Below are 19,685 nucleotides of genomic sequence, written 5' to 3'. Positions count from 1 at the left end.
ATGGATTTATCTAGAGGCCAGTTTGCTGCAAAAATTCAATCAAAGCAGACAAACTAACGGTTTCCTGCTCTCGTGCTTCACGCAGGAACTTAACGGCCACTTCACCATTAGCAACTTCGCTTTCACCTAAAATTAGAGCGATCTCTGCACCGCTTTTATCGGCTTTTTTGATTTGGCTTTTAAAGCTGCCACCACCGCAGTGCATCTGAGTACGGTAATCTGTTTTTTCACGCAACATTTCACCCAATAACAAACCTTGAGTCGCCATACCTTCGCCAACCGCTGCAATAAAAATCTGTGGCTGATGGCTCACATGGGCGGGAATAGCATCTAAGGTTTGTAGCATTAAGATGAGGCGCTCAACACCCATCGCAAAGCCAACGGCAGGGGTTGCACGACCACCTAACTGTTCAACTAGACCATCATAACGACCGCCAGCACAGACAGTACCTTGAGAGCCAAGCTCCGTTGTCGTCCACTCAAATACGGTTTTGCAGTAGTAATCTAAGCCACGTACAAGCCGAGGATTAAGTTGGTACGCAATACCGGCAGCATCCAGCATGGCACAGAGCTGCTCGAAGTGAGCTTTAGACTCTTCATCAATATAATCTTCAAATACTGGTGCACCATCGAGTAACGCTTGAGTTTCTGGGCTTTTACTATCAAGAATCCGCATTGGATTACTTCCAAGGCGACGCTGGCTGTCTTCGTCCAACTCATCTTTACGAGCGGATAAAAACTCAACCAAAGCTGTACGGTATTCTGCGCGAGCGTCAGAGGAACCCAGAGAGTTTAACTCTAGTGTTACGGAATCATAAAGCCCTAGCTCTTTCCAAAGACGAGCACTTAAAATAATAAGTTCTGCATCAATATCTGGGCCTTGCATTCCAAACGTTTCCACACCAATTTGATGGAACTGGCGATAACGACCTTTCTGCGGACGTTCATGACGGAACATTTGCCCTTTGTACCACAGACGTTGAATCTGGTTGTACAGTAAGCTGTGTTCTTCTGCTGCGCGAACACAGCCAGCGGTGCCTTCAGGACGTAAAGTAAGGCTGTCGCCGTTACGATCCTCAAAGGTGTACATCTCTTTTTCGACAATATCGGTGACTTCACCAATAGAACGCTTAAACAGTGCCGTTTGTTCAACAATCGGCATACGAATCTCTTGATAGCTGTAGCGTTTTAGTAGATTTGCTACTGTCGACTCAAGATACTGCCACACTGCACTTTGCTCGGGCAGAATATCGTTCATACCCCGAATCGCTTGAATTTTCTTAGACAAAATGGTTTCCTAAATTCTATATTTACTCAATATATGTACGGTATATGTATTATTCTGCCGGTTAAAACTGACGTGCCCATTGAAATAGAAGCGATAGGCTACAGATAAGTCCTGAAACTTAATCTTGGATTAGCTCTTCGCTATCAGCTGAGCATCTGCCTCGTCTTTCAATCGAGCACGCTCTCGAATCATCACTTCTAATTCGGCGGCTAAATTCTCATTACTCAATTTTTGAGCAGGTTTACCGTCGATATACACCAAATTAGGTGAACCACCGGTCAAACCTAATGCAACTTCTTTTGCCTCACCGGGGCCGTTAACCACACAACCGATTACCGCAACATCCAGCGGTGTACGAATATCTTCTAAGCGGGTTTCCAGCTCATTCATCACGCTGATAACATCAAAGTTCTGACGGGAGCAGCTTGGGCAAGCAATAAAGTTAATACCGTTGCTACGCAGTTTTAGGCTTTTTAGAATATCAAAGCCAACTTTAATCTCTTCAACGGGATCAGCCGCCAAAGAAACTCGAATGGTATCGCCAATACCATCCATCAATAGCATACCCAGACCGACAGATGACTTAACGGTTCCCGACCGTAGGCCACCGGCCTCTGTAATACCTAAGTGCAGCGGCTGTTCAATTTGGCTAGCAATTTTACGGTATGCCGCCACGGTCATAAAGACATCTGATGCTTTAAGACTGAGTTTAAAGTCCTGAAAATCCAAACGATCTAAAATATCGATATGGCGCATGGCGGATTCCACCAAGGCGTCGGGCGTTGGTTCACCGTATTTTTTCTGCAGCTCTTTTTCCAAAGATCCCGCATTAACGCCAATCCGAATAGGAATACCGTGGTACCGTGCGGCATCAACCACTTGGCGAACACGGTCATCACTGCCGATATTGCCGGGATTAATCCGCAAACAATCAACACCTAATTCAGCAACTTTCAAAGCGATGCGATAATCAAAATGAATATCCGCCACTAAAGGCACATTCACCTGTTGGCGTATTTTACCAAAAGCTTCAGCGGCTTCCATGGACGGCACAGAAACACGAACAATATCTGCCCCAGCATCTTCCAGGCGCATAATCTGACCGACCGTTGCACTGACATCACAGGTTTCGGTATTAGTCATACTTTGAACGGAGATAGGGGCATCACCACCTACAGCTACATTACCCACCATGATTTGGCGAGATTTACGGCGTTTGATCGGGGACTCAAAATGCACGAGGATGTCTCTCTCTGAAGCAAACGTACAAGCAAAACGGCTTAGACGAATAATTAAAACCAAGTACTGAAAAATTAACCCGCTGTAAACAGCAAAGCTCCGGCCAAATTGAACCAGAGCTATAGTCAAAAACAGGGCCTCTAGCCCTGTTTACATATTCTGTTGGGATGTTATTTCCCTAAAGTAAATCGCGCAATGTTGTTTTTGTTCGTGTGTGCTTTCAAATCAACATTTTTGCCTTGATACGTCACTCTTGCACCACCTGCATTGCCAATCATTAGTTTAAACGGCGGTAAACCTTTCACTAATGATTCCTCTCCGGGCTTTTTTAAGTTTGAAACAACCTTGATGCCACGGGCATCTGTTACTTCAACCCAGCATTCTTCATCAAAATTGATGGTAAAGGTATGCTGGTTAATCGCATCCATATCAATGGATTCAGCAGTCTCCACTTTCGCAGGACTTACACGGGCCTCTTCCCGTACAGGCGGTGCTTCAACCACTTTTTCATCAGGCTTAGCCGCATCAACACCACTGCCTGCTACAGTTGTGCTATCGCTATCTGCGATCTCATCTGTAGCAGTATCAGCTGAATGATCAGTATCATCACCGGTAGCATCAACATCGCCATTATCATCTACTGCCGAATCACCTTCGACAGAGGCCTCATCAGGTTTCGTTATATCCATCGAAGCAACAATGGTTTCGCCTTCTGAGGTTTCAACCGTCACCGTATCGCTAGCACTTAAACTCAGCGATTCAGACCCATTTCGGCTTTGCCACCAAATGATGGAGAGGGCAATAAGTGCCGCAATAACCACCAGCGTCGTATATTTAATAAGAGGGTCAGAGAAACTACGCTGCGGCTTAATCGTCTCAATAGGCTTATAACGCTGCTCAAGCTTGGCATCTTCTTTGAACGCAAGATTGTAAACATCCAATAGCTTTTCAGGATCAACGCCAACCAGCTTTGAATAGGCGCGAAGGTAACCTCGAACAAAAGTTGCCCCCGGTAAGGAATCGTATTGATCCGCCTCCATCATTAGCACAAAAGAGTGCTTCAAATTCAGTACATCAGCTACTTCTTGAGTGCTTAGCTGCTTACGCTCGCGGGCTTTCTTTAGCTGTGCTCCGGGCATATCTTCCGGTAGCAATGTTTCAGCATTATCCTGAGTAGCAACGGTATCGGTCATGATCAGATTAATCCTTGCGGTCTCGGTTCTTTTGTCATTTTAGCTTTATGGGTTCAGCCGGGAAAATTCAGATAAATAACGGCTGCGCTCGGCTTTTTTCCCCAACTGTTCTGCTAGCTGGATGCCTAACATTAAACTCCGCTTAGAGGTTTTAGCAACTTCCAAGTGTTGCTGAAGGTAACCCCATGCATCTAGCGGGCGGTTTTGCTCTTGCTTAAGATCCGCTAACTCTAACAATGCTCGGCTAGAATTGTGGTAAGAGCTTCTATCTAATTGTAACGCACGCTTAAAAGATTCTTCCGCTTCAGACTGCTGATTAAGCTTTAATTGACACAGCCCTAAATTCTCGAAAGCTAATTGGCGATTGGCATATAGAGTATCACGGACAGTTATTTTTAACTGCTCGCATGCATCCTCATACCGCCCTTCTTGATAGAGAAATGCTGCAAAGTTGTTTCGTGCGACCGAAAACGAGTCACGCTCATCAAGCGCTTGGGTAAAATAATGCTCCGCTAACTCAAGCTCACCTTCTTGCTGATAAATCAGAGCCATACCATGTAACGCATCAACGGCATCACTATCAAGGTTTAAAGCCTTTAAAAAAGCACGCTTTGCCCGCTCATTATTGCCCCGCTCAAGATAAGCGAAGCCCAAGGTAGCGTATGAACTGACACTCTTTTCGATGGCAGGTTCACTTTGCAAAAGTTGTTCCGGCTGGGCCGTACATCCTAGTAAGAATATATGGGTTATGGCCGCGACTAACAAGATCCTTTTTCGTGCCATAACACCTCCTTTTCATCCGATGACCTATCCTACATCAGAGCCTGCATCAATCTGAACCGCATCAATATATTTAGCACTACGGCGGGTACGATCCATCACCTGCCCTACCAACTGACCACAGGCCGCATCAATATCGTCGCCACGGGTACTGCGTACGGTAACCAAGTAACCGGCATCAACCATTGCACTTTGGAAGCGCATAATAGCGTTACGGCTTGGGCGCTGATAATCGCTATTTGGGAAGGGGTTAAACGGTATTAAATTGATTTTACAATCCAACTGACGCAACACCTTAGCCAGCTGTGCCGCATGTTGTGGCTGGTCGTTAACACCGGCAATAAGCGTGTACTCAATCGTAATAGAACGATTATCGCCCAACGTATCAAGATAACGCTGACAAACATCAAGTAATTGCTGAATCGGGTATTTCTGATTAATTGGCACCAGCTCGCTACGTAGCTCATCATTAGGCGCATGGAGTGAAATCGCCAGAGCAACATCAATCTGACCAATCATCTTTTCAATTTGAGGAACAACACCAGAGGTACTCAGCGTGACACGTCGCTTAGACAGACCATACCCCATATCATCAAGCATCAGACGCATAGAGGCCATCACCGGCTCAAAGTTCATCAGCGGCTCGCCCATGCCCATCATCACAACATTGGTAACAGGTCGCTTCGCGGTGTCCGTGCGAGGGCCAAAAGAGCGCTGGGCTACCCAAACCTGTCCGATAATTTCAGCGGCGGTTAGGTTACGTTGAAAACCTTGCTTACCTGTTGAGCAGAAACTGCAATCCAACGAGCAACCCACTTGGGATGAAACACATAGCGTGCGACGTTTTTCATCCATAGGGATCAAAACGGTTTCGATACAGCTACCGCCATCGACTTTAAGCACCCATTTACGAGTACCGTCATCAGAAAAATCCTGATAAACGATTTCTGGGCCTCGTACCTCAGCAATCTCTTTCAGCTTGGCCCGCAGCGGTTTACTTAGATTGGTCATATCATCAAAGTTATCCACACCATAGTGGTGGATCCACTTCATCACTTGAGCGGTGCGAAAACGCTTCTCTCCGATAGAATCAAAAAATGTTTCCATCTGTTGAGTGGTTAAACCAAGTAGGTTAGTTTTTGTATCAGCGTTCATGTCGGTTCACCGGTAAAAAGTGAGAGCTGGCTGGCTACGGTAAGCGCTTAAAACAGCAGAAAAGCCGCAGATCAACCTGAAAGAAATTAAAGTTTGGATAAAAATTTAATTAAAAAGCCAATTAAAATGGGCTTTTCAAAACCACAAGCAGCCACACAAGGTGGCTGCAAGGGTTGGGTGGCCTGCATCGTGCTTGCTTGTACAAACAAGCTCGCAAGCCAGCCAAGGTATTAACCGCGCGGGCAAATTTCTTCAGCACTGAAGAAGTAAGCCACTTCGCGCTCTGCAGAAGCTGCAGAGTCAGAACCATGTACGGCGTTCGCATCGATAGACTCAGCGAAATCACAACGAATTGTGCCTTCAGCTGCTTCTTTCGGGTTAGTTGCGCCCATCAGATCACGGTTAGTAAGAATTGCATTTTCACCTTCCAGAGCCTGTACAACAACAGGGCCTGAAGTCATGAAAGACACTAGATCACCGAAGAAAGGGCGCTCTTTGTGTTCAGCGTAAAAACCTTCAGCTTGCTCTTGAGTTAGTTGAATCATTTTAGCGGCAACAACTTGCAGGCCAGCGTTTTCAAAACGCGCAATGATCTGACCAACAACATTTTTAGCAACTGCATCAGGTTTGATAATAGAAAGAGTGCGTTCTACTGCCATCGGATAATTCTCCAACGTATATATTCAGTGAAATTAAAGAACAGTGAAAAGAGCCAACATTAAAGCGTAAGACGTTTTCCATGTTCAGCCATAAAAACCCGCGAAGTATACGCAGGTTAAGGGCAAATTAGTATGTCACGCTGCGACTTTATACTAAAAAAACCGTAAAAATCCCTCGCGACATTCCGCCTACAGATCAGACATTAAAACTTTCCCCACAACCACATTCGTCTTTAACATTAGGGTTATTAAAACGGAAAAAGCTGTTCAGGCCTTGGGTGACATAATCGACTTCACTGCCATCTAAAACATCAAGGGCTTCAGCATCAATAATCACCTTAACATCATGTTGTTCAAACACATGATCACCAGAGGCAACTTCATCGGCAAAATCTAAAACGTAAGAGAAACCTGAACAGCCGCTCGGCTTCACTTTCACCCGCAACCCTTCACCTTTGCCACGATCAGACAGGCACTTACGAATATGACCCGCCGCTGTTTCTGTAATAGTTACTGCCATAACGGATTCCTTTATTTATAACCGGCTATAACCGGCAACCATCTTAATCACTCGTGCTGCTAGCCACGTAGTGCCGCCACCGCATGTTTAACACTGGCAACGGCCTGTTCAATTTCATTTTCTGTGGTAAAGCGGCCCCAACTAAAGCGCAGAGAACCCAGTGCTTTATCACGGCTTAAACCAATACCACTCAAAACATAGGAAGGGTCAACACTGGCAGAGTTACATGCCGATCCTGTTGATACCGCTACATTCTTTAATGCCATTAGCAGGGATTCACCATCAACCCCGGCAAAGCAGAGGTTAAGAATCCCTGGATAACCCCGTTCTAAATCACCGTTTACAGCGATCTGATCAAGGGTAGAGACACCTTGCCAAAACTGTCGACGTATCTGGGTTAAATGCTGAAAATCGTCATCAAGCCGATCGGTAGCAATACGCAACGCTTCTGCCATACCGACAATTTGATGTGTTGGTAATGTGCCGGAACGCATACCACGCTCATGGCCACCACCGTGCATTTGAGCCGCGACTTTAAGCGCTGGATCACGGCGAACATAAAGCGCGCCTATGCCCTTAGGCCCGTAAAATTTATGGGCGCTAAATGAAACAAGATCAACGGGCAGAGCCGTGAGATCCATCGCAACTTTGCCACCGGCTTGAGCCGCATCCACATGGAATACAACGCCCTGTTCTTGCAGCACAGCGCCTATTTCAGCAATGGGGTTAATACTACCCAACTCGTTATTGATCCACATAAAAGAAGCTAAAATGGTGTCATCACGCAGCGCTGCTTTTACTTGTTCAACAGAGATCAGACCCTGAGCGTTCGGCTTCAAATAACTCACCTCAAAGCCTTGAGTTTCTAGCCAACTACAGGTATCTAAAACCGCTTTATGCTCAATAGCCGAGGTAACAATATGTCGGCCTTGAGCTTTACGGGTTTCCGCAATGCCTTTTAGAGCTAGGTTGTTCGATTCCGTTGCACCAGAAGTCCAAACGATTTCACGCAGATCACAGCCGATGCTCTTTGCTACGGTTAAACGCGCCTCTTCCACCGCCTGCTCCGCAAACCAACCCAACATATGAGCGCGGGACGCGGGGTTAGCAAAGCAACCGTCTGAGGTTAGGTATTGCATCATCTTTTCTGCAACGGCAGGATCAACAGGAGTCGTTGCGGCGTAATCCATGTAAAGGGTTTGCATCGTTATTAGCACCAAAATCAGGCCACGCAGTAAAAACGACCTTTCAACTATAGAAATGATCACTCAACTATTAAGTCGTTAATATCAAGCAAGTCATTAATATCCAGTCGTTAAATACTGCGGGATAATTAAATAATGACAGTCAGGCTGAGACAACAAAGCCAGACCTAGGTCTGGCTTAGAAAACAACACATCCCGCCAGCAACTACATTATAGCGACCTGTATTTTATTATTCTGCTCAACATTTTTAACGCCGCATGCCTCTCGAGCCGACGCTTCATGCTGACGAACTAACTGGCCTAAGCTGATACTGTTAAGAAAATCGTGAATTTGATCGCTCAACTGACACCACAAATGGTGCGTCAAGCATTCACGTCCATCCTTACAGTCACCCTGTCCACCACACCGGGTCGCATCAACAGATTCATTCACTGCATCCACAACTTGGGCAACAAAGATATCATCACCTTCACGGCTTAACTGATAGCCGCCACCTGGGCCTCGAACACTGCTTACTAGCTCATTACGACGCAACTTGGCAAACAATTGCTCAAGGTAAGACAAAGAGATCTCTTGTCGCTTTGAAATGTCCGCCAAACTTACCGGCCCATCGGTCGCATGTAGCGCCAAATCGAGCATCGCCGTTACTGCATAACGCCCTTTGGTCGTCAGCCGCATTGTGTTATCCCCAAATAATATCTACTAAAGCTTCAGCAACTAAAGCCGACTATCGTGCTGTCAACCTGTCTTTCAGCGGTAAAAGGTTAAAGAACCTTCTCATATTTTCAGCCTATATCATTTTAGAGGCCGAGCCACATTAAAGACTTTAGTTTACCCTTTATAATTTAGCATTATGATAACACCTACTGTTTTGGTCAAGTATTGTTCGAAAATTGATCGCTTCCCTTATAACGCTCAAATCCACCATCAACAATCCTCAAGTCCACTATCAACCGCTAGCCCCAACGTTGCTATTTTTTCAAACCGGATGCTTTTTCCGTAGCGGTCAATATACCTCGAAGGATATTCAGCTCTGTTTGATCCAGTCGCGCCCGCTGATACAGCCGACGTAATCGCTGCATAAGGTTTCTAGGGTTTTCAGGGTCATAAAAATCCAAACCAACCAAAACCTGCTCCAAATGCTGATAAAAACGCTCAACACCGGCGGAGTCAGCCCAGTCAACATCCCACTCATCCTGCCAGTCAGGCAAACCTGCGTCCTGCAGCTCTAGCCACTTAACCCGAAGCTCATAAACCAGCACCTGAACGGCAGCGGCGACATTAAGTGAACTAAAGCTCTCTTCCGTAGGAATATTCACATGAAAATGACATAGCGCTAGCTCTTCATTTGTCAGTCCACGATCTTCTCGCCCAAAAACAAGGGCGATATTGGCCTGAGGATAACTTTGAGCAGCTTTTGCTACTTCATCAGCCATCTGCCTTGGGGTAATCAACGGCCAGCATAAGTTTCTCTGCCGAGCGCTAGTGCCGATCACTAACTGACAATCACCTACGGCTGCTTCTAGGTCTTTGGCGATGACAGCCTGATCCAATATTTCATCTGCTCGTGAGCTACGGGCATAGGACTCAGCGTCTGGCTCGTTTTTAGGGGCAACCAAGGTTAGCTGCGACAACCCCATATTTTTCATCGCACGGGCCGCCGCACCAATATTTCCAGTATGCGTCGTATTAACCAATACGATACGCACCCGTTCCAGTAACGAAGACGCTAACTTTTTATCTGCAACTCTATTTTCATCGTCTATCTCTGTGGTCATCAATCTCACCTGAAAAATTAATTCTGAAATTTATTGTCGCTCGTCATAGCCCCATAAAAGGCCCATAACAGATCTAGTCTATAGATTTTTTGCATACTTAATATATGTGTAAAAATTCAAAATTTTACTGCAATCTCAACACGCTAGCGCCGTTACCTTAAGAAACTAACAGCGTTATAGTATGGGACACTGTGACAAATTATTTTAAAACAACCCACTTAAAGCTGTGATATGGCCGAAAAAATGTACACCTTACTCGAAGATACATCCTCGTTTTCCACTCTTTTTCTGGTATGATGCGCGCCTTCGTTCTTTAACAATGTTTCACCTAACGGTAATCGCATGCATCCAATGGTTCAATTGGCGCTGCGCACTGCGCGTAGTGCTGTGCAAAATTTTCAGCGTATTAACGAGCGTCTTGAGTTTGCTCGTGAAGATAACAAAATCGACCAGCTTCTTGATGATACAGCTCGCTCTGTCGAAAGCTATATCATCAACCAACTACGTCGTGCTCACCCAGATCATAGCTTCAAAGGTCAGTACGAGCGTCTCGCTCTAGGTACGGGCGAAGGTAAAGATATTCTTTGGAACGTGCAGCCTACTCATGGGTGGAACAACCTTGCCCGCTCTATTCCTATGAGCGCGGTTTCCATTAGTATCGAAATCAAAGAAAAATTAGAGCACGTTATTGTGATCAACCCGTTCACCGGTGATGAGTTTTATGCATCACGTGGTCGCGGCGCACAAATGAACGGTCGCCGTATGCGCTCTAGTAAACTGCGTTCGATTGAAGCCGGTAAATATGCGCTTCCGTTACCAAACCTAAATTCTCGCGCCCGTAATTTCCCAACTTACTTGGGCATGACCCAACAGTTAGGACAAGTGGCAGAAAGCTTCCACAGTAGTGGCTGTACACTACTAGACCTACTGAGCACAGCGGTAGGCCATACGGATGCGAGTATTGTTTTTGGCGCCAAAGACCAAGAGATGCGTATCGCTGCTCTTTTCTCGAAAGAAACAGGTTCTCTTATCGGAGCCATTGACGGCAGCCCAAACTTACCGCAGGATGGTAACCTTATCTTAGCCAATCCTAAGATGTACAAGGTTCTATTGCAGATGGTAAAAAGCCATTTGTAAGTAAAAATTATCGATAAACACTTATTTAATAAGCATTAGTTTTAATAAGTGTTAGTGTTTTGCTTTCTTTCTCTACGAAAGCCGACGCCCCAACCTCAAAAGGGTTGGGGCGTTTTTTATATCAGTGTGTATAAAACAAAAGCACAAAAAAGGCCGGTAAAAAATACCGGCCTTTCTTACCTATCTAGTGCTATCAAACAATCATATTTCCATGAAATTGATCCCGATAACACTTAAGGACGATCATCTTCTTCCAACCCTTCTTTCTCCGGCACGATCAAGTCATCGCGATCAACTTTCAACGCCAAGAGTACATTGGCCGCCACATAGATTGAGGAGTAAGTACCCACGACAACACCAACCAACAAAGCCACTGCAAAGTTGTGTATCAGCTCGCCACCAAAGAAAAACAATGCCAGCAGCACAAGCAAGGTTGTTAAAGAGGTGATCAGAGTGCGACCCAAAGTCTGATTCAGGGATACATTCACAATATCAGTAGGCGTGCCGGTACGTAGGCGACGGAAGTTTTCACGGATACGGTCAGCCACAACGATTGTATCGTTCAATGAATAACCAATCACCGCCAGTACCGCTGCCAGCACGGTTAGGTCGAAGTCCAACTGTAAAACGGAAAACAGCCCCAGCATAATAATCACATCATGAGCTAAAGCGGATACCGCCGCTACCGAGAACTTAAGCTGGAAGCGAAACGCAACATAAGCCATGACTAAACCAAGGGCTAGCAACATGCCCAGGCCGCCTTGATCTCTCAGTTCTTCACCAACCTGAGCGCCGACAAACTCTGCACGTTTTAATTCAACGTTATAAGATGCGTTCTGCTTAATTGCAGATAAAACACTATCACCCACCGTTGGAGAAAAACCTTGCCCTAGGCGTACCAAGACATCTCGATCACTACCAAAATTCTGTACCGTTACATCGTCAAAGCCAGCAATTTCAAGCTCTTTGCGTAGATCATTCAATTCCGGCGCTTGCTGAAAACTAACTTCTACCAGCGTACCACCCGTGAAATCCAGACCTAGCTTTAATTGATTAACTGCCAAAGAGACTAGTGATAACACCACTAGAATAGCAGAGATATATCCAGCGATTTTGCGCTTGGCCATAAAATCGATGGAGCGATTGATCCGTGACATACGTTTTCCCACTTTATCGGGTTTCTCACTTATCAGGCGGACAAAAGCCCACCTGATGTGATCAAAAAGACACTCAGATCGACAGCTTTTTCAGCTGACGGCCACCATGAGTAACATTCACTAACGCACGCGTCACCATAATGGCGGTAAACATGGAAGTGATAATACCCAACGACAGAGTTACCGCGAAACCTTTCACGGGGCCAGTGCCCACGGCGAATAGAATCACAGCCACCAATAAGGTGGTCAAGTTGGCATCAAAAATAGTGACAAAGGCCCGTTCAAAACCGGCATGAATCGCCATTTGTGGTGATGCACCGTTTTGCATCTCCTCTTTGATACGAGAGAAGATCAACACGTTAGCATCCACCGCCATACCCAAGGTCAATACGATACCCGCAATACCCGGCAAGGTTAGCGTGGCGGACATCATCGACATTAACGCTGCCAATAAGATCAGGTTTGCACTAAGAGCCACGTTGGCAATCAAACCGAATAAACGGTAATAAGCCAACATAAAGAGCACTACAAATGCCATACCGATCTGTACAGAGTTTATGCCCAGCTCAATATTTTCCTTACCAAGGCTTGGGCCAATGGTGCGCTCCTCTACAAAGTAGATCGGTGCCGCCAAAGAACCTGCTCGCAGCAATAGCGCCAGCTCCGACGATTCACTCGGCGAGTCTAAACCGGTAATACGGAAGCTGTTACCCAAAGCACTCTGAATGGTCGCCAAAGAGATAATATGCTTCTCAACGTAAGGAATACGCTGCTCAATCTTTTCACCTTCGGTTTCAATAACCCGCGTTTTAACTTTATGTTCGACAAACAGCACCGCCATACGTCGACGAATATTGTTACGGGTTGCACGGTTCATCAACTTACCGCCTTGGGTATCCAAGTCGATATTAACCTGCGGTTGACTATTCTCATCAAAGGATGATTGCGCATTAGAAACACTGTTACCGGTGATAATAATGTCGCGCTCAAGGGTTGCACGACGGGACGCACTGTCTCGGAACGGATACTCTTCTGTATCTAATGTACCGGCATCAGACGCCGCCTCTAAGCGGAACTCTAGGTTAGCCGTAGCCCCCAAAATACGTTTTGCCGCAGCCGTATCCTGTACACCAGGTAATTCAATAACGATTCGGTTACGACCTTGTCGCTGAACTAAAGGCTCAGAAACACCCAGTTCATTCACACGGTTACGCAGCGTCGTTAAGTTTTGCTTTACAGCATAGTCTTCAATATCACGAGCGGCTTTGTCAGATAATTTTAAATCAAGATAAAGGTTTTCACCTTCAACTTTCTCTGTCTGAACAAAATCTGGGAATTCGCTACGAATGACCGTTTTGGCCTTACTCAAGTACTCTTCATTAGTGAAAAGAACACGAATAGTACCTTCCTCGCGACTGATACGGCGATAACGTAAACGCTCACTTCGCAGCAGTGTTTTCATCTCGCTAATATAGACTTCATTACGCTGAGACAGTGCTTCTTTCATATCCACTTCCATCAGGAAGTGCACACCACCACGTAAATCAAGGCCTAACTTCATTGGGCCTGCGCCCAGATCCATCAGCCATTGAGGGGTTGTTGGTGCAAGATTCAACGCAACAACAAAATCTTCACCCAGCGCTTCTTGAATCAGAGTCTTAGCTTTTAACTGGTCATCATCACTCTTAAAGCGGATGATGCCGTTATTGTTCTCAATATCTTGGCCAAAGTATTCAATATTCGCATTGTCTAACGCGCGAGTGACTTGGCTAAGATGTCGTTCTGTAATTTGAACCGAGCCACGCTGAGGCGCAAGCTGTACGGCAGGATCATCTGGATACAGGTTTGGCAGGGCATAGATAACACCCATTGCCACAACCATAAGAATCAGCAGATATTTCCAGAGAGGATATTTATTGATCATGAGCTGTTACGTTCCTTAAAACACCCGCCCGTAAAACCGATACTGCCGGCGGGCGCCGGCAGTATCTGGATGCACTTAGATGGACTTTATCGTGCCTTTAGGCAGAACAGCGACTACAGAGGCTTTTTGTACATTCACTTCTGTACCCTCTGACACTTCCAATACAATAAATTCTTCAGATACTTTAACGATACGACCCACTAAGCCGCCACCGATCACAACTTCATCACCTTTGCTGATACCCGAAACTAGCTCACGGTGCTCTTTGGCACGTTTGCTTTGTGGACGCCACAGCATAAAGTAAAAAATAACCACGAAGCCAACCAGTAGAAAGATCTGGCCCATTGCGCCTGGCTCACTGACTGATGCACCTTCAGCAAATGCTGGAGAGATAAAAAAGCTCATTGATGAGTCCTCTATAGAGTATACAAAGTGTTAGGATTTTTTATTGATCGAACATTCAAACCGTATTAAGCCAATTCCGTTATTAAGAAAAGCAATAGCAGCATTCTCGTTATGACAACTAGATGCGGTCTATTTAGCTTAAATACAAGGGCTAGGTTCGGGATAAGCCCCATGTCTTTTAGCCCTTTTAAAACCGTTTCAACCCTTCTTTAAAACCAGCCGAACCGGCATTGACATCAAAATAGCAGACAAGTTCCTACCATAAGATATCTTAGTCCGACTCTCTAAAATCTTTAATTTTAGTCTGCTAATTCAGGCACTTCCCGTCCAATACGAGCGTAGAAGGCACTAACAAAGTTATCCAATTTACCCTGTTCAATCGCCTCACGCAAACCAGCCATTAAACGCTGGTAATAACGCAGGTTATGGATGGTATTTAACTGTGCGCCCAACATCTCTTTACACTTGTCTAAATGATGCAAATAGCTGCGGCTAAAATTCTGGCATGTGTAGCAATCACAGTCTTCTTCTAACGAGCCATCATCATGACGATGTACCGCATTGCGGATCTTAACCACACCATCAGCGGTAAACAAGTGACCGTTACGAGCATTACGTGTTGGCATGACACAGTCGAACATATCAATGCCACGGCGCACACCTTCTACTAAATCTTCTGGCTTACCCACACCCATTAAATAACGTGGACGATTCTCTGGCATCATCGCTGGCAGGTAATCGAGCACCTTAATCATCTCATCTTTTGGCTCACCGACCGACAGGCCGCCAATGGCGTAACCATCAAAATCGATATTGGTGAGGCCTTCTAACGAGACTTCACGCAGATCCTTATACATTCCGCCTTGAATAATACCGAATAACGCAGAAGGGTTATCACCATGGGCCTCTTTCGAGCGTTTAGCCCAGCGCAAAGACATCTCCATAGAGTCTTTCGCTTCTTTATGGGTTGCAGGGTAAGGCGTGCACTCATCAAAAATCATAACGATATCAGAGCCTAAATCTCGCTGTACCTGCATAGAACGCTCAGGATCGATAAAGACTTTTTCACCATTGACCGGAGAGCGAAATTCAACACCCTTCTCAGAGATTTTGCGCATAGCCCCTAAGCTAAACACCTGAAAACCGCCCGAATCGGTCAGAATCGGGCCTTTCCATTGAATAAAGTCGTGCAGATCGCCGTGTTTCTTCACGACCTCCGTGCCGGGGCGCAGCATCAGATGGAAAGTGTTGCCCAAAATAATTTCGGCACCAATTTCTTCAATATCACGGGGCAACATACCTTTTACCGTGCCATAGGTACCCACAGGCATAAACGCGGGAGTCTGCACCTTGCCTCGAGGAAAGGTCATCTCTCCACGACGGGCCTTACCGTCAGTGGCTTTTAGCTCATACTTCATAAAACATTCACGAGACATATCAAAATCCAATGGCCATTAAGCCTGTCAGTAAGTGTGTCTGATATCGGAAAACGACGTTTTTTCTCCGCTATGTCACCTCGCGAGAAAAAAGGTCGGGGCTTTTAACTATTCTGAAAACTCAGCAGCAATCCACCACCAAAGCGCTTAAGCGCTAGGGGGCAAATCAGGCTTAGGGTTCTGAGTGATAAACATGGCATCGCCATAACTAAAGAAACGGTATTTTTCTTCAACCGCTTCTTTATAGGCCTGCATCATGGTGCTGTAGCCCGCCAAAGCACTCACCAGCATTAGGAGTGTTGATTCTGGCAGGTGAAAGTTTGTCACCAACGCATCCACCACCTGAAAGCGATAACCGGGATAGATAAAAATATTAGTATCCGTCTGTACCGGCTCAATCTCACTTTCTGCGGCGCTTAACTTAGCCGCTGTTTCTAGGCAGCGCACACTCGTTGTACCTACCGCAATCACACGATTACCACGGGCTTTAGTTGTTTTTATCTGCTCACAGACCTCAGCGCTTACCTGTACAAACTCTGAATGCATGTGGTGTTCGAAAATATTATCCGCCTTGACCGGCTGGAACGTACCCGCCCCCACATGCAAGGTGACAAAGGCGGTTTCAACACCTTTATTAGTTAACGCTTGCAATAAGGGTTCATCAAAGTGCAGACCCGCAGTTGGTGCGGCAACGGCTCCAGCATTTTTGCCATAAACCGTTTGATAGCGCTCACGATCGTCCAGCTCATCTTCGCGGTCGATATAAGGTGGCAGCGGCATATGACCGATCTGCTCAAGCAGTGCCAACAGATCGACCGCAGGATCAAACTGCAACTCAAATAACGCATCCTGACGACCCAAGACTTCAACCTGAGAACCGTCCACCAAAATAAGCTTGGCTCCCGCTTTAGGCGAGCGACTCGAACGAATATGCGCTAGAGCACGATTATTGTCCTGAAGACGCTCTAACAGAATTTCAATTTTGCCACCGCTTTCTTTCTGACCAAATAAACGGGCAGGAATGACACGGGTGTCGTTAAACACCATAAGATCACCGGGGCGTACCAAATCTAAAATATCGGTAAAGTGCCCATGGCTTATATCGCTGGTTTCACCGTTCACACACAGCAAACGACTAGCGGTACGTTCTGTGGTTGGATAGCGGGCAATTAAAGCGTCAGGCAGATCGAAAGAGAAGTCAGTTCGTAGCATTTAAGAGTCTGTTGTTGTCTGCAGTTGCCTGCGAGGGAAAAAAGAAGAACAGAATATTATCGGAAACTTGCAACGAAGTCATTGACGACGCGCCAGATTCTTTTATAATACGCCACACGTTTGCACAGATCGCTGTTTTCCGAAGAGTGATCAATAAGCTTACATATACTTAGGTTAGGTTTAAGTGTCGTGCAAAAGTGCCGGTGTGGTGAAATTGGTAGACACGAGGGATTCAAAATCCCTTGCCTCGCGGCGTGGCGGTTCGAGTCCGCCCACCGGTACCACTGAATATCTCGAAAAAAGCTCACAGAAATGTGGGCTTTTTTTGTTTCTGGGCTTCCTGCCCCTGTCTATTTCCGGGCCTACCGTCTGGTAAGACTTTCGTAGTCATCATCAATAATTTCACCCAGAAGAAGAAATACGAGTGCACACAAATGTGGCTACATGGCTGGGTGCCCTTGATTACTATCAATAGTTAAAAAGTATACTATTATGAAAAACTAAAACGTGATACAGAACTATGAACACTACCTCTGAAAGCTCCCTCTTAATTGCCCAAAGCTTTTACTTACAATGAATTAGACTTTTATATTTTCAATAATTTGCTTAAACATTAAAGCAGAAGATAAACTGATAGGTGATGCATCTGTATAAGAATCCCTATATTCATCAACCTCTCTTCTATACCTTTTTTCTTCTTTATCAAGACCATTGATCATATCATCGGAGCACTTTATCACCCTATTTATAAAAAGGCGGGCACAATCTTTTGCATTTTTGTTACATAAATCTGCGTCAATTTCATAACCATCAAAAACTCGAACATCTAACTTAATAGTGAACTCCCCATAACTATATTCAGATGATACGAGTGATATGTCGAAATTTTGAAAACAGCGTTCAATAGCCCTAATTACAACCGAAGATACTCTCTGTATTTTTTTCAAATCATTAACAATGCTAGCCATTAGCTTCCTCCATACCTTCCAAAATAATTGACTCTTCATACTGCTCAGAAAGAACATCTTTTACTAAATTAAAATCTTCATCCACATAATCATCAAGAGCATCTTGAATCTCTTTAAATGTAAGCTTAAAGAACTCACGTCGATGATTAATCTTATTTACACGTTGTTGAGAAAACCGAGAATGAAGCTTATTTTCCAAAGCAGGGGCATCATCAGAAGGTATTAGCGCATGAACATCAAAATAGTAAGGAACAGATGCACCTCCTAACTCCTTAACCCTATCCATTGGCTCTAAACGCCTAGTCATACCGATCTTATACACATCCTCTCCAAATGATCCTTTATTGGATATAATGTAGACATAACCAGACCTTGTAAGCTGAGCCATACTAAGAGCACGCTCTTTCTCAGATGTAGCTCTTTCAAGCTTCAATCTAAGTTCAGCTATATGAGCATTTAATTTTTTTACCTCTTCATCATTAGCGCTATTGGCTTCCGATATCGCTTTGTCTAAATCTGATTGATAGGCTTTTTCTTCTTTTTCCCTAGCCGTAATGAAAGATTCAATTTCCCTCTTAACTTTTTCTTCTTCCCGTATAGACTCCCTCATGAAGCGCTGCTCTTCAATCTCAGCTTGCTTCCTATAATTATATTCAAAAACATGGCGCTGCTCTTCTAAGCGAAGAAACAATAGCTCACGAGTTATTTCTAAGAAGCTGTCACTTCCACTCTTATTGACCTTATGAAACCATTTTTCAATTTTTTTTGTACTAGCAGAAAAATTTCGATAACTTGTTTTTGCTATAATATTATCAACTTCGGCATTAAATGCAGTTAATAAAAACTTAGCCTGTCTCTTTTGTCGTGCCCGTCCTTTGGAAAGATTATTATTCCAAAGAATATCGCTCTTTATAATAAATGCTTTTCCGTTCTTAATAAGTGTCTTTTTCTTTTCCTTTACCAGCTCTAATTTTTCCTTTATATCTTCGCTTGGAGATCCATCGATCAACTGGTCAAATGTTGATACTGTTGATATGACGTCGTGATTTTCTTTAGTCATTTCCAAGTCTAGGATGTCTTCCTCCAACTTACTTATTGTTTGATCTAATGCCTGTTTTTTTATTTTCAAAAATTCTAGGTCACTATTTAATTTTGCTAGTTTTTCTTCTGATATAGAATCAGCTTCTAAATGAGCATTCTTTATTATTTTATCCCGACTGGCTTCTGCTTGAGAAAGCATCAATTCTTTCTTCTGATTTGCCTCCTCAACTTGAGAAGCTAATTCAGAGAGATCGAGTTCAATATTTTTTCTATGAGCATCTAATTCATTTTCACACTGCACTTTTATATCTGATAAATACTGATCGGCATTTTCCTTTTCAGCCTTGCAGTGAAACTGAATATCAGAATAGGATGCTTGTAGGGATTCAAGCTCACTCTCGAGCTCTGCTAAATCAACTATCTTTTTATATTTCGGAGATTCAACAACGTCTTTTATTGCTGATAATTCCCATCGAGCAGCAATTAGCTCTTCCTCTAAGGATGAGTTTTTTTCTTCAGCCTTAACTAACAGTGCTTTCCTAACTAGCCCAAACATAACGATTCCTAAAAACTAACATAAGACACTT

At 44.7% G+C, this 19,685-nt stretch carries 18 protein-coding genes and 1 tRNA gene; 2 read left to right on the top strand and 17 right to left on the bottom strand.

The genetic code is table 11. The features are described 5' to 3' along the window. Positions 1-10 precede the first annotated feature (10 nt). The 10 genes from hisS to G517_RS0112420 form a co-directional block, all read right to left on the bottom strand. A complete protein-coding gene (hisS, locus tag G517_RS0112470; RefSeq protein ID WP_028304683.1) occupies positions 11-1,288 on the bottom strand; it encodes a histidine--tRNA ligase in 1,278 nt (425 codons plus the stop codon). 129 nt (positions 1,289-1,417) lie between these two features. Further along, positions 1,418-2,527: a flavodoxin-dependent (E)-4-hydroxy-3-methylbut-2-enyl-diphosphate synthase gene (ispG, locus tag G517_RS0112465; RefSeq protein ID WP_028304682.1), complete on the bottom strand. Its 1,110-nt coding sequence runs from the start codon at positions 2,525-2,527 to the stop codon at positions 1,418-1,420. A gap of 170 nt (positions 2,528-2,697) precedes the next feature. Continuing rightward, positions 2,698-3,720, bottom strand: a complete 1,023-nt coding sequence (locus G517_RS0112460; protein WP_028304681.1) for a RodZ domain-containing protein — start codon at positions 3,718-3,720, stop codon at positions 2,698-2,700. A 45-nt stretch (positions 3,721-3,765) separates the two neighbouring features. Next, a complete protein-coding gene (gene pilW / locus G517_RS19040; RefSeq protein ID WP_051206372.1) occupies positions 3,766-4,503 on the bottom strand; it encodes a type IV pilus biogenesis/stability protein PilW in 738 nt (245 codons plus the stop codon). Between the two features lie 24 nt (positions 4,504-4,527). Further along, positions 4,528-5,655, bottom strand: a complete 1,128-nt coding sequence (rlmN, locus tag G517_RS0112450) for a dual-specificity RNA methyltransferase RlmN (protein ID WP_028304680.1) — start codon at positions 5,653-5,655, stop codon at positions 4,528-4,530. A 230-nt stretch (positions 5,656-5,885) separates the two neighbouring features. After that, entirely contained in the window at positions 5,886-6,314 is a 429-nt protein-coding gene (ndk, locus tag G517_RS0112440) for a nucleoside-diphosphate kinase (RefSeq protein ID WP_028304679.1), read from the bottom strand. Positions 6,315-6,510: 196 nt separating this feature from the next. Further along, positions 6,511-6,834 carry a HesB/IscA family protein gene (locus G517_RS0112435; RefSeq protein ID WP_028304678.1) on the bottom strand — a complete coding sequence of 108 codons (324 nt, stop codon included), beginning with the start codon at positions 6,832-6,834 and terminating at the stop codon, positions 6,511-6,513. 59 nt (positions 6,835-6,893) lie between these two features. Continuing rightward, positions 6,894-8,039, bottom strand: coding sequence for an IscS subfamily cysteine desulfurase (locus G517_RS0112430; RefSeq protein WP_028304677.1), 1,146 nt, complete (start codon positions 8,037-8,039; stop codon positions 6,894-6,896). A 205-nt stretch (positions 8,040-8,244) separates the two neighbouring features. Beyond that, positions 8,245-8,718, bottom strand: a complete 474-nt coding sequence (gene iscR, locus G517_RS0112425; protein WP_028304676.1) for a Fe-S cluster assembly transcriptional regulator IscR — start codon at positions 8,716-8,718, stop codon at positions 8,245-8,247. Positions 8,719-9,011: 293 nt separating this feature from the next. Further along, entirely contained in the window at positions 9,012-9,818 is an 807-nt protein-coding gene (locus tag G517_RS0112420; protein WP_051206371.1) for an RNA methyltransferase, read from the bottom strand. A 342-nt stretch (positions 9,819-10,160) separates the two neighbouring features. On the opposite strand from G517_RS0112420, the gene G517_RS0112415 reads away from it, so the two are divergent. Then, positions 10,161-10,955, top strand: a complete 795-nt coding sequence (locus G517_RS0112415) for an inositol monophosphatase family protein (RefSeq protein WP_028304674.1) — start codon at positions 10,161-10,163, stop codon at positions 10,953-10,955. Between the two features lie 233 nt (positions 10,956-11,188). Here G517_RS0112415 and secF read toward each other — a convergent pair whose 3' ends face one another. From secF to queA, 5 genes are all read right to left on the bottom strand, one after another. Beyond that, positions 11,189-12,112 (bottom strand): protein translocase subunit SecF, encoded by a 924-nt coding sequence (secF, locus tag G517_RS0112410; RefSeq protein WP_028304673.1) that lies wholly within the window; start codon positions 12,110-12,112, stop codon positions 11,189-11,191. Positions 12,113-12,185: 73 nt separating this feature from the next. After that, positions 12,186-14,036 carry a protein translocase subunit SecD gene (gene secD / locus G517_RS0112405; protein WP_028304672.1) on the bottom strand — a complete coding sequence of 617 codons (1,851 nt, stop codon included), beginning with the start codon at positions 14,034-14,036 and terminating at the stop codon, positions 12,186-12,188. Positions 14,037-14,111: 75 nt separating this feature from the next. Then, on the bottom strand, positions 14,112-14,441 hold the full coding sequence (gene yajC, locus G517_RS0112400; protein ID WP_028304671.1) for a preprotein translocase subunit YajC: 330 nt from the start codon (positions 14,439-14,441) through the stop codon (positions 14,112-14,114). A 299-nt stretch (positions 14,442-14,740) separates the two neighbouring features. After that, a complete protein-coding gene (tgt, locus tag G517_RS0112395) occupies positions 14,741-15,859 on the bottom strand; it encodes a tRNA guanosine(34) transglycosylase Tgt (protein WP_425413779.1) in 1,119 nt (372 codons plus the stop codon). A 165-nt stretch (positions 15,860-16,024) separates the two neighbouring features. Then, positions 16,025-17,089, bottom strand: a complete 1,065-nt coding sequence (gene queA, locus G517_RS0112390; RefSeq protein ID WP_028304669.1) for a tRNA preQ1(34) S-adenosylmethionine ribosyltransferase-isomerase QueA — start codon at positions 17,087-17,089, stop codon at positions 16,025-16,027. 199 nt (positions 17,090-17,288) lie between these two features. Here queA and G517_RS0112385 point away from each other — a divergent pair. Next, positions 17,289-17,373 (top strand) — tRNA-Leu (locus tag G517_RS0112385). A 294-nt stretch (positions 17,374-17,667) separates the two neighbouring features. Here the strand turns inward: G517_RS0112385 and G517_RS0112380 are convergent. Further along, a complete protein-coding gene (locus G517_RS0112380) occupies positions 17,668-18,057 on the bottom strand; it encodes a hypothetical protein (protein ID WP_028304668.1) in 390 nt (129 codons plus the stop codon). Continuing rightward, positions 18,050-19,654 (bottom strand): SNIPE associated domain-containing protein, encoded by a 1,605-nt coding sequence (locus tag G517_RS20235; RefSeq protein ID WP_051206370.1) that lies wholly within the window; start codon positions 19,652-19,654, stop codon positions 18,050-18,052. Before G517_RS20235 ends, G517_RS0112380 begins: the two co-directional genes overlap by 8 nt. Positions 19,655-19,685: the final 31 nt, after the last annotated feature.

The sequence above is a fragment of the Oceanospirillum maris DSM 6286 genome, from assembly GCF_000422865.1.
GTDB lineage: Bacteria > Pseudomonadota > Gammaproteobacteria > Pseudomonadales > Halomonadaceae > Oceanospirillum > Oceanospirillum maris.
The sequence above is the reverse complement of the archived record's forward strand: the minus strand, read 5'-3'. Positions and strand labels throughout refer to the sequence as shown.

What these genes read in the sequence shown, in the direction of transcription:
- G517_RS0112460 (WP_028304681.1), bottom strand. Translation starts at nt 3,720, where the DNA reads ATGACCGATACCGTTGCTACTCAGGATAATGCTGAAACATTGCTACCG.
- pilW (WP_051206372.1), bottom strand. Translation starts at nt 4,503, where the DNA reads ATGGCACGAAAAAGGATCTTGTTAGTCGCGGCCATAACCCATATATTC.
- iscR (WP_028304676.1), bottom strand. Translation starts at nt 8,718, where the DNA reads ATGCGGCTGACGACCAAAGGGCGTTATGCAGTAACGGCGATGCTCGAT.
- G517_RS0112430 (WP_028304677.1), bottom strand. Translation starts at nt 8,039, where the DNA reads ATGCAAACCCTTTACATGGATTACGCCGCAACGACTCCTGTTGATCCT.
- queA (WP_028304669.1), bottom strand. Translation starts at nt 17,089, where the DNA reads ATGCTACGAACTGACTTCTCTTTCGATCTGCCTGACGCTTTAATTGCC.
- tgt (WP_425413779.1), bottom strand. Translation starts at nt 15,859, where the DNA reads ATGAAGTATGAGCTAAAAGCCACTGACGGTAAGGCCCGTCGTGGAGAG.
- G517_RS0112415 (WP_028304674.1), top strand. Translation starts at nt 10,161, where the DNA reads ATGCATCCAATGGTTCAATTGGCGCTGCGCACTGCGCGTAGTGCTGTG.
- yajC (WP_028304671.1), bottom strand. Translation starts at nt 14,441, where the DNA reads ATGAGCTTTTTTATCTCTCCAGCATTTGCTGAAGGTGCATCAGTCAGT.
- G517_RS0112435 (WP_028304678.1), bottom strand. Translation starts at nt 6,834, where the DNA reads ATGGCAGTAACTATTACAGAAACAGCGGCGGGTCATATTCGTAAGTGC.
- G517_RS0112380 (WP_028304668.1), bottom strand. Translation starts at nt 18,057, where the DNA reads ATGGCTAGCATTGTTAATGATTTGAAAAAAATACAGAGAGTATCTTCG.
- ndk (WP_028304679.1), bottom strand. Translation starts at nt 6,314, where the DNA reads ATGGCAGTAGAACGCACTCTTTCTATTATCAAACCTGATGCAGTTGCT.
- secF (WP_028304673.1), bottom strand. Translation starts at nt 12,112, where the DNA reads ATGTCACGGATCAATCGCTCCATCGATTTTATGGCCAAGCGCAAAATC.
- secD (WP_028304672.1), bottom strand. Translation starts at nt 14,036, where the DNA reads ATGATCAATAAATATCCTCTCTGGAAATATCTGCTGATTCTTATGGTT.
- G517_RS0112420 (WP_051206371.1), bottom strand. Translation starts at nt 9,818, where the DNA reads ATGACCACAGAGATAGACGATGAAAATAGAGTTGCAGATAAAAAGTTA.
- rlmN (WP_028304680.1), bottom strand. Translation starts at nt 5,655, where the DNA reads ATGAACGCTGATACAAAAACTAACCTACTTGGTTTAACCACTCAACAG.
- G517_RS20235 (WP_051206370.1), bottom strand. Translation starts at nt 19,654, where the DNA reads ATGTTTGGGCTAGTTAGGAAAGCACTGTTAGTTAAGGCTGAAGAAAAA.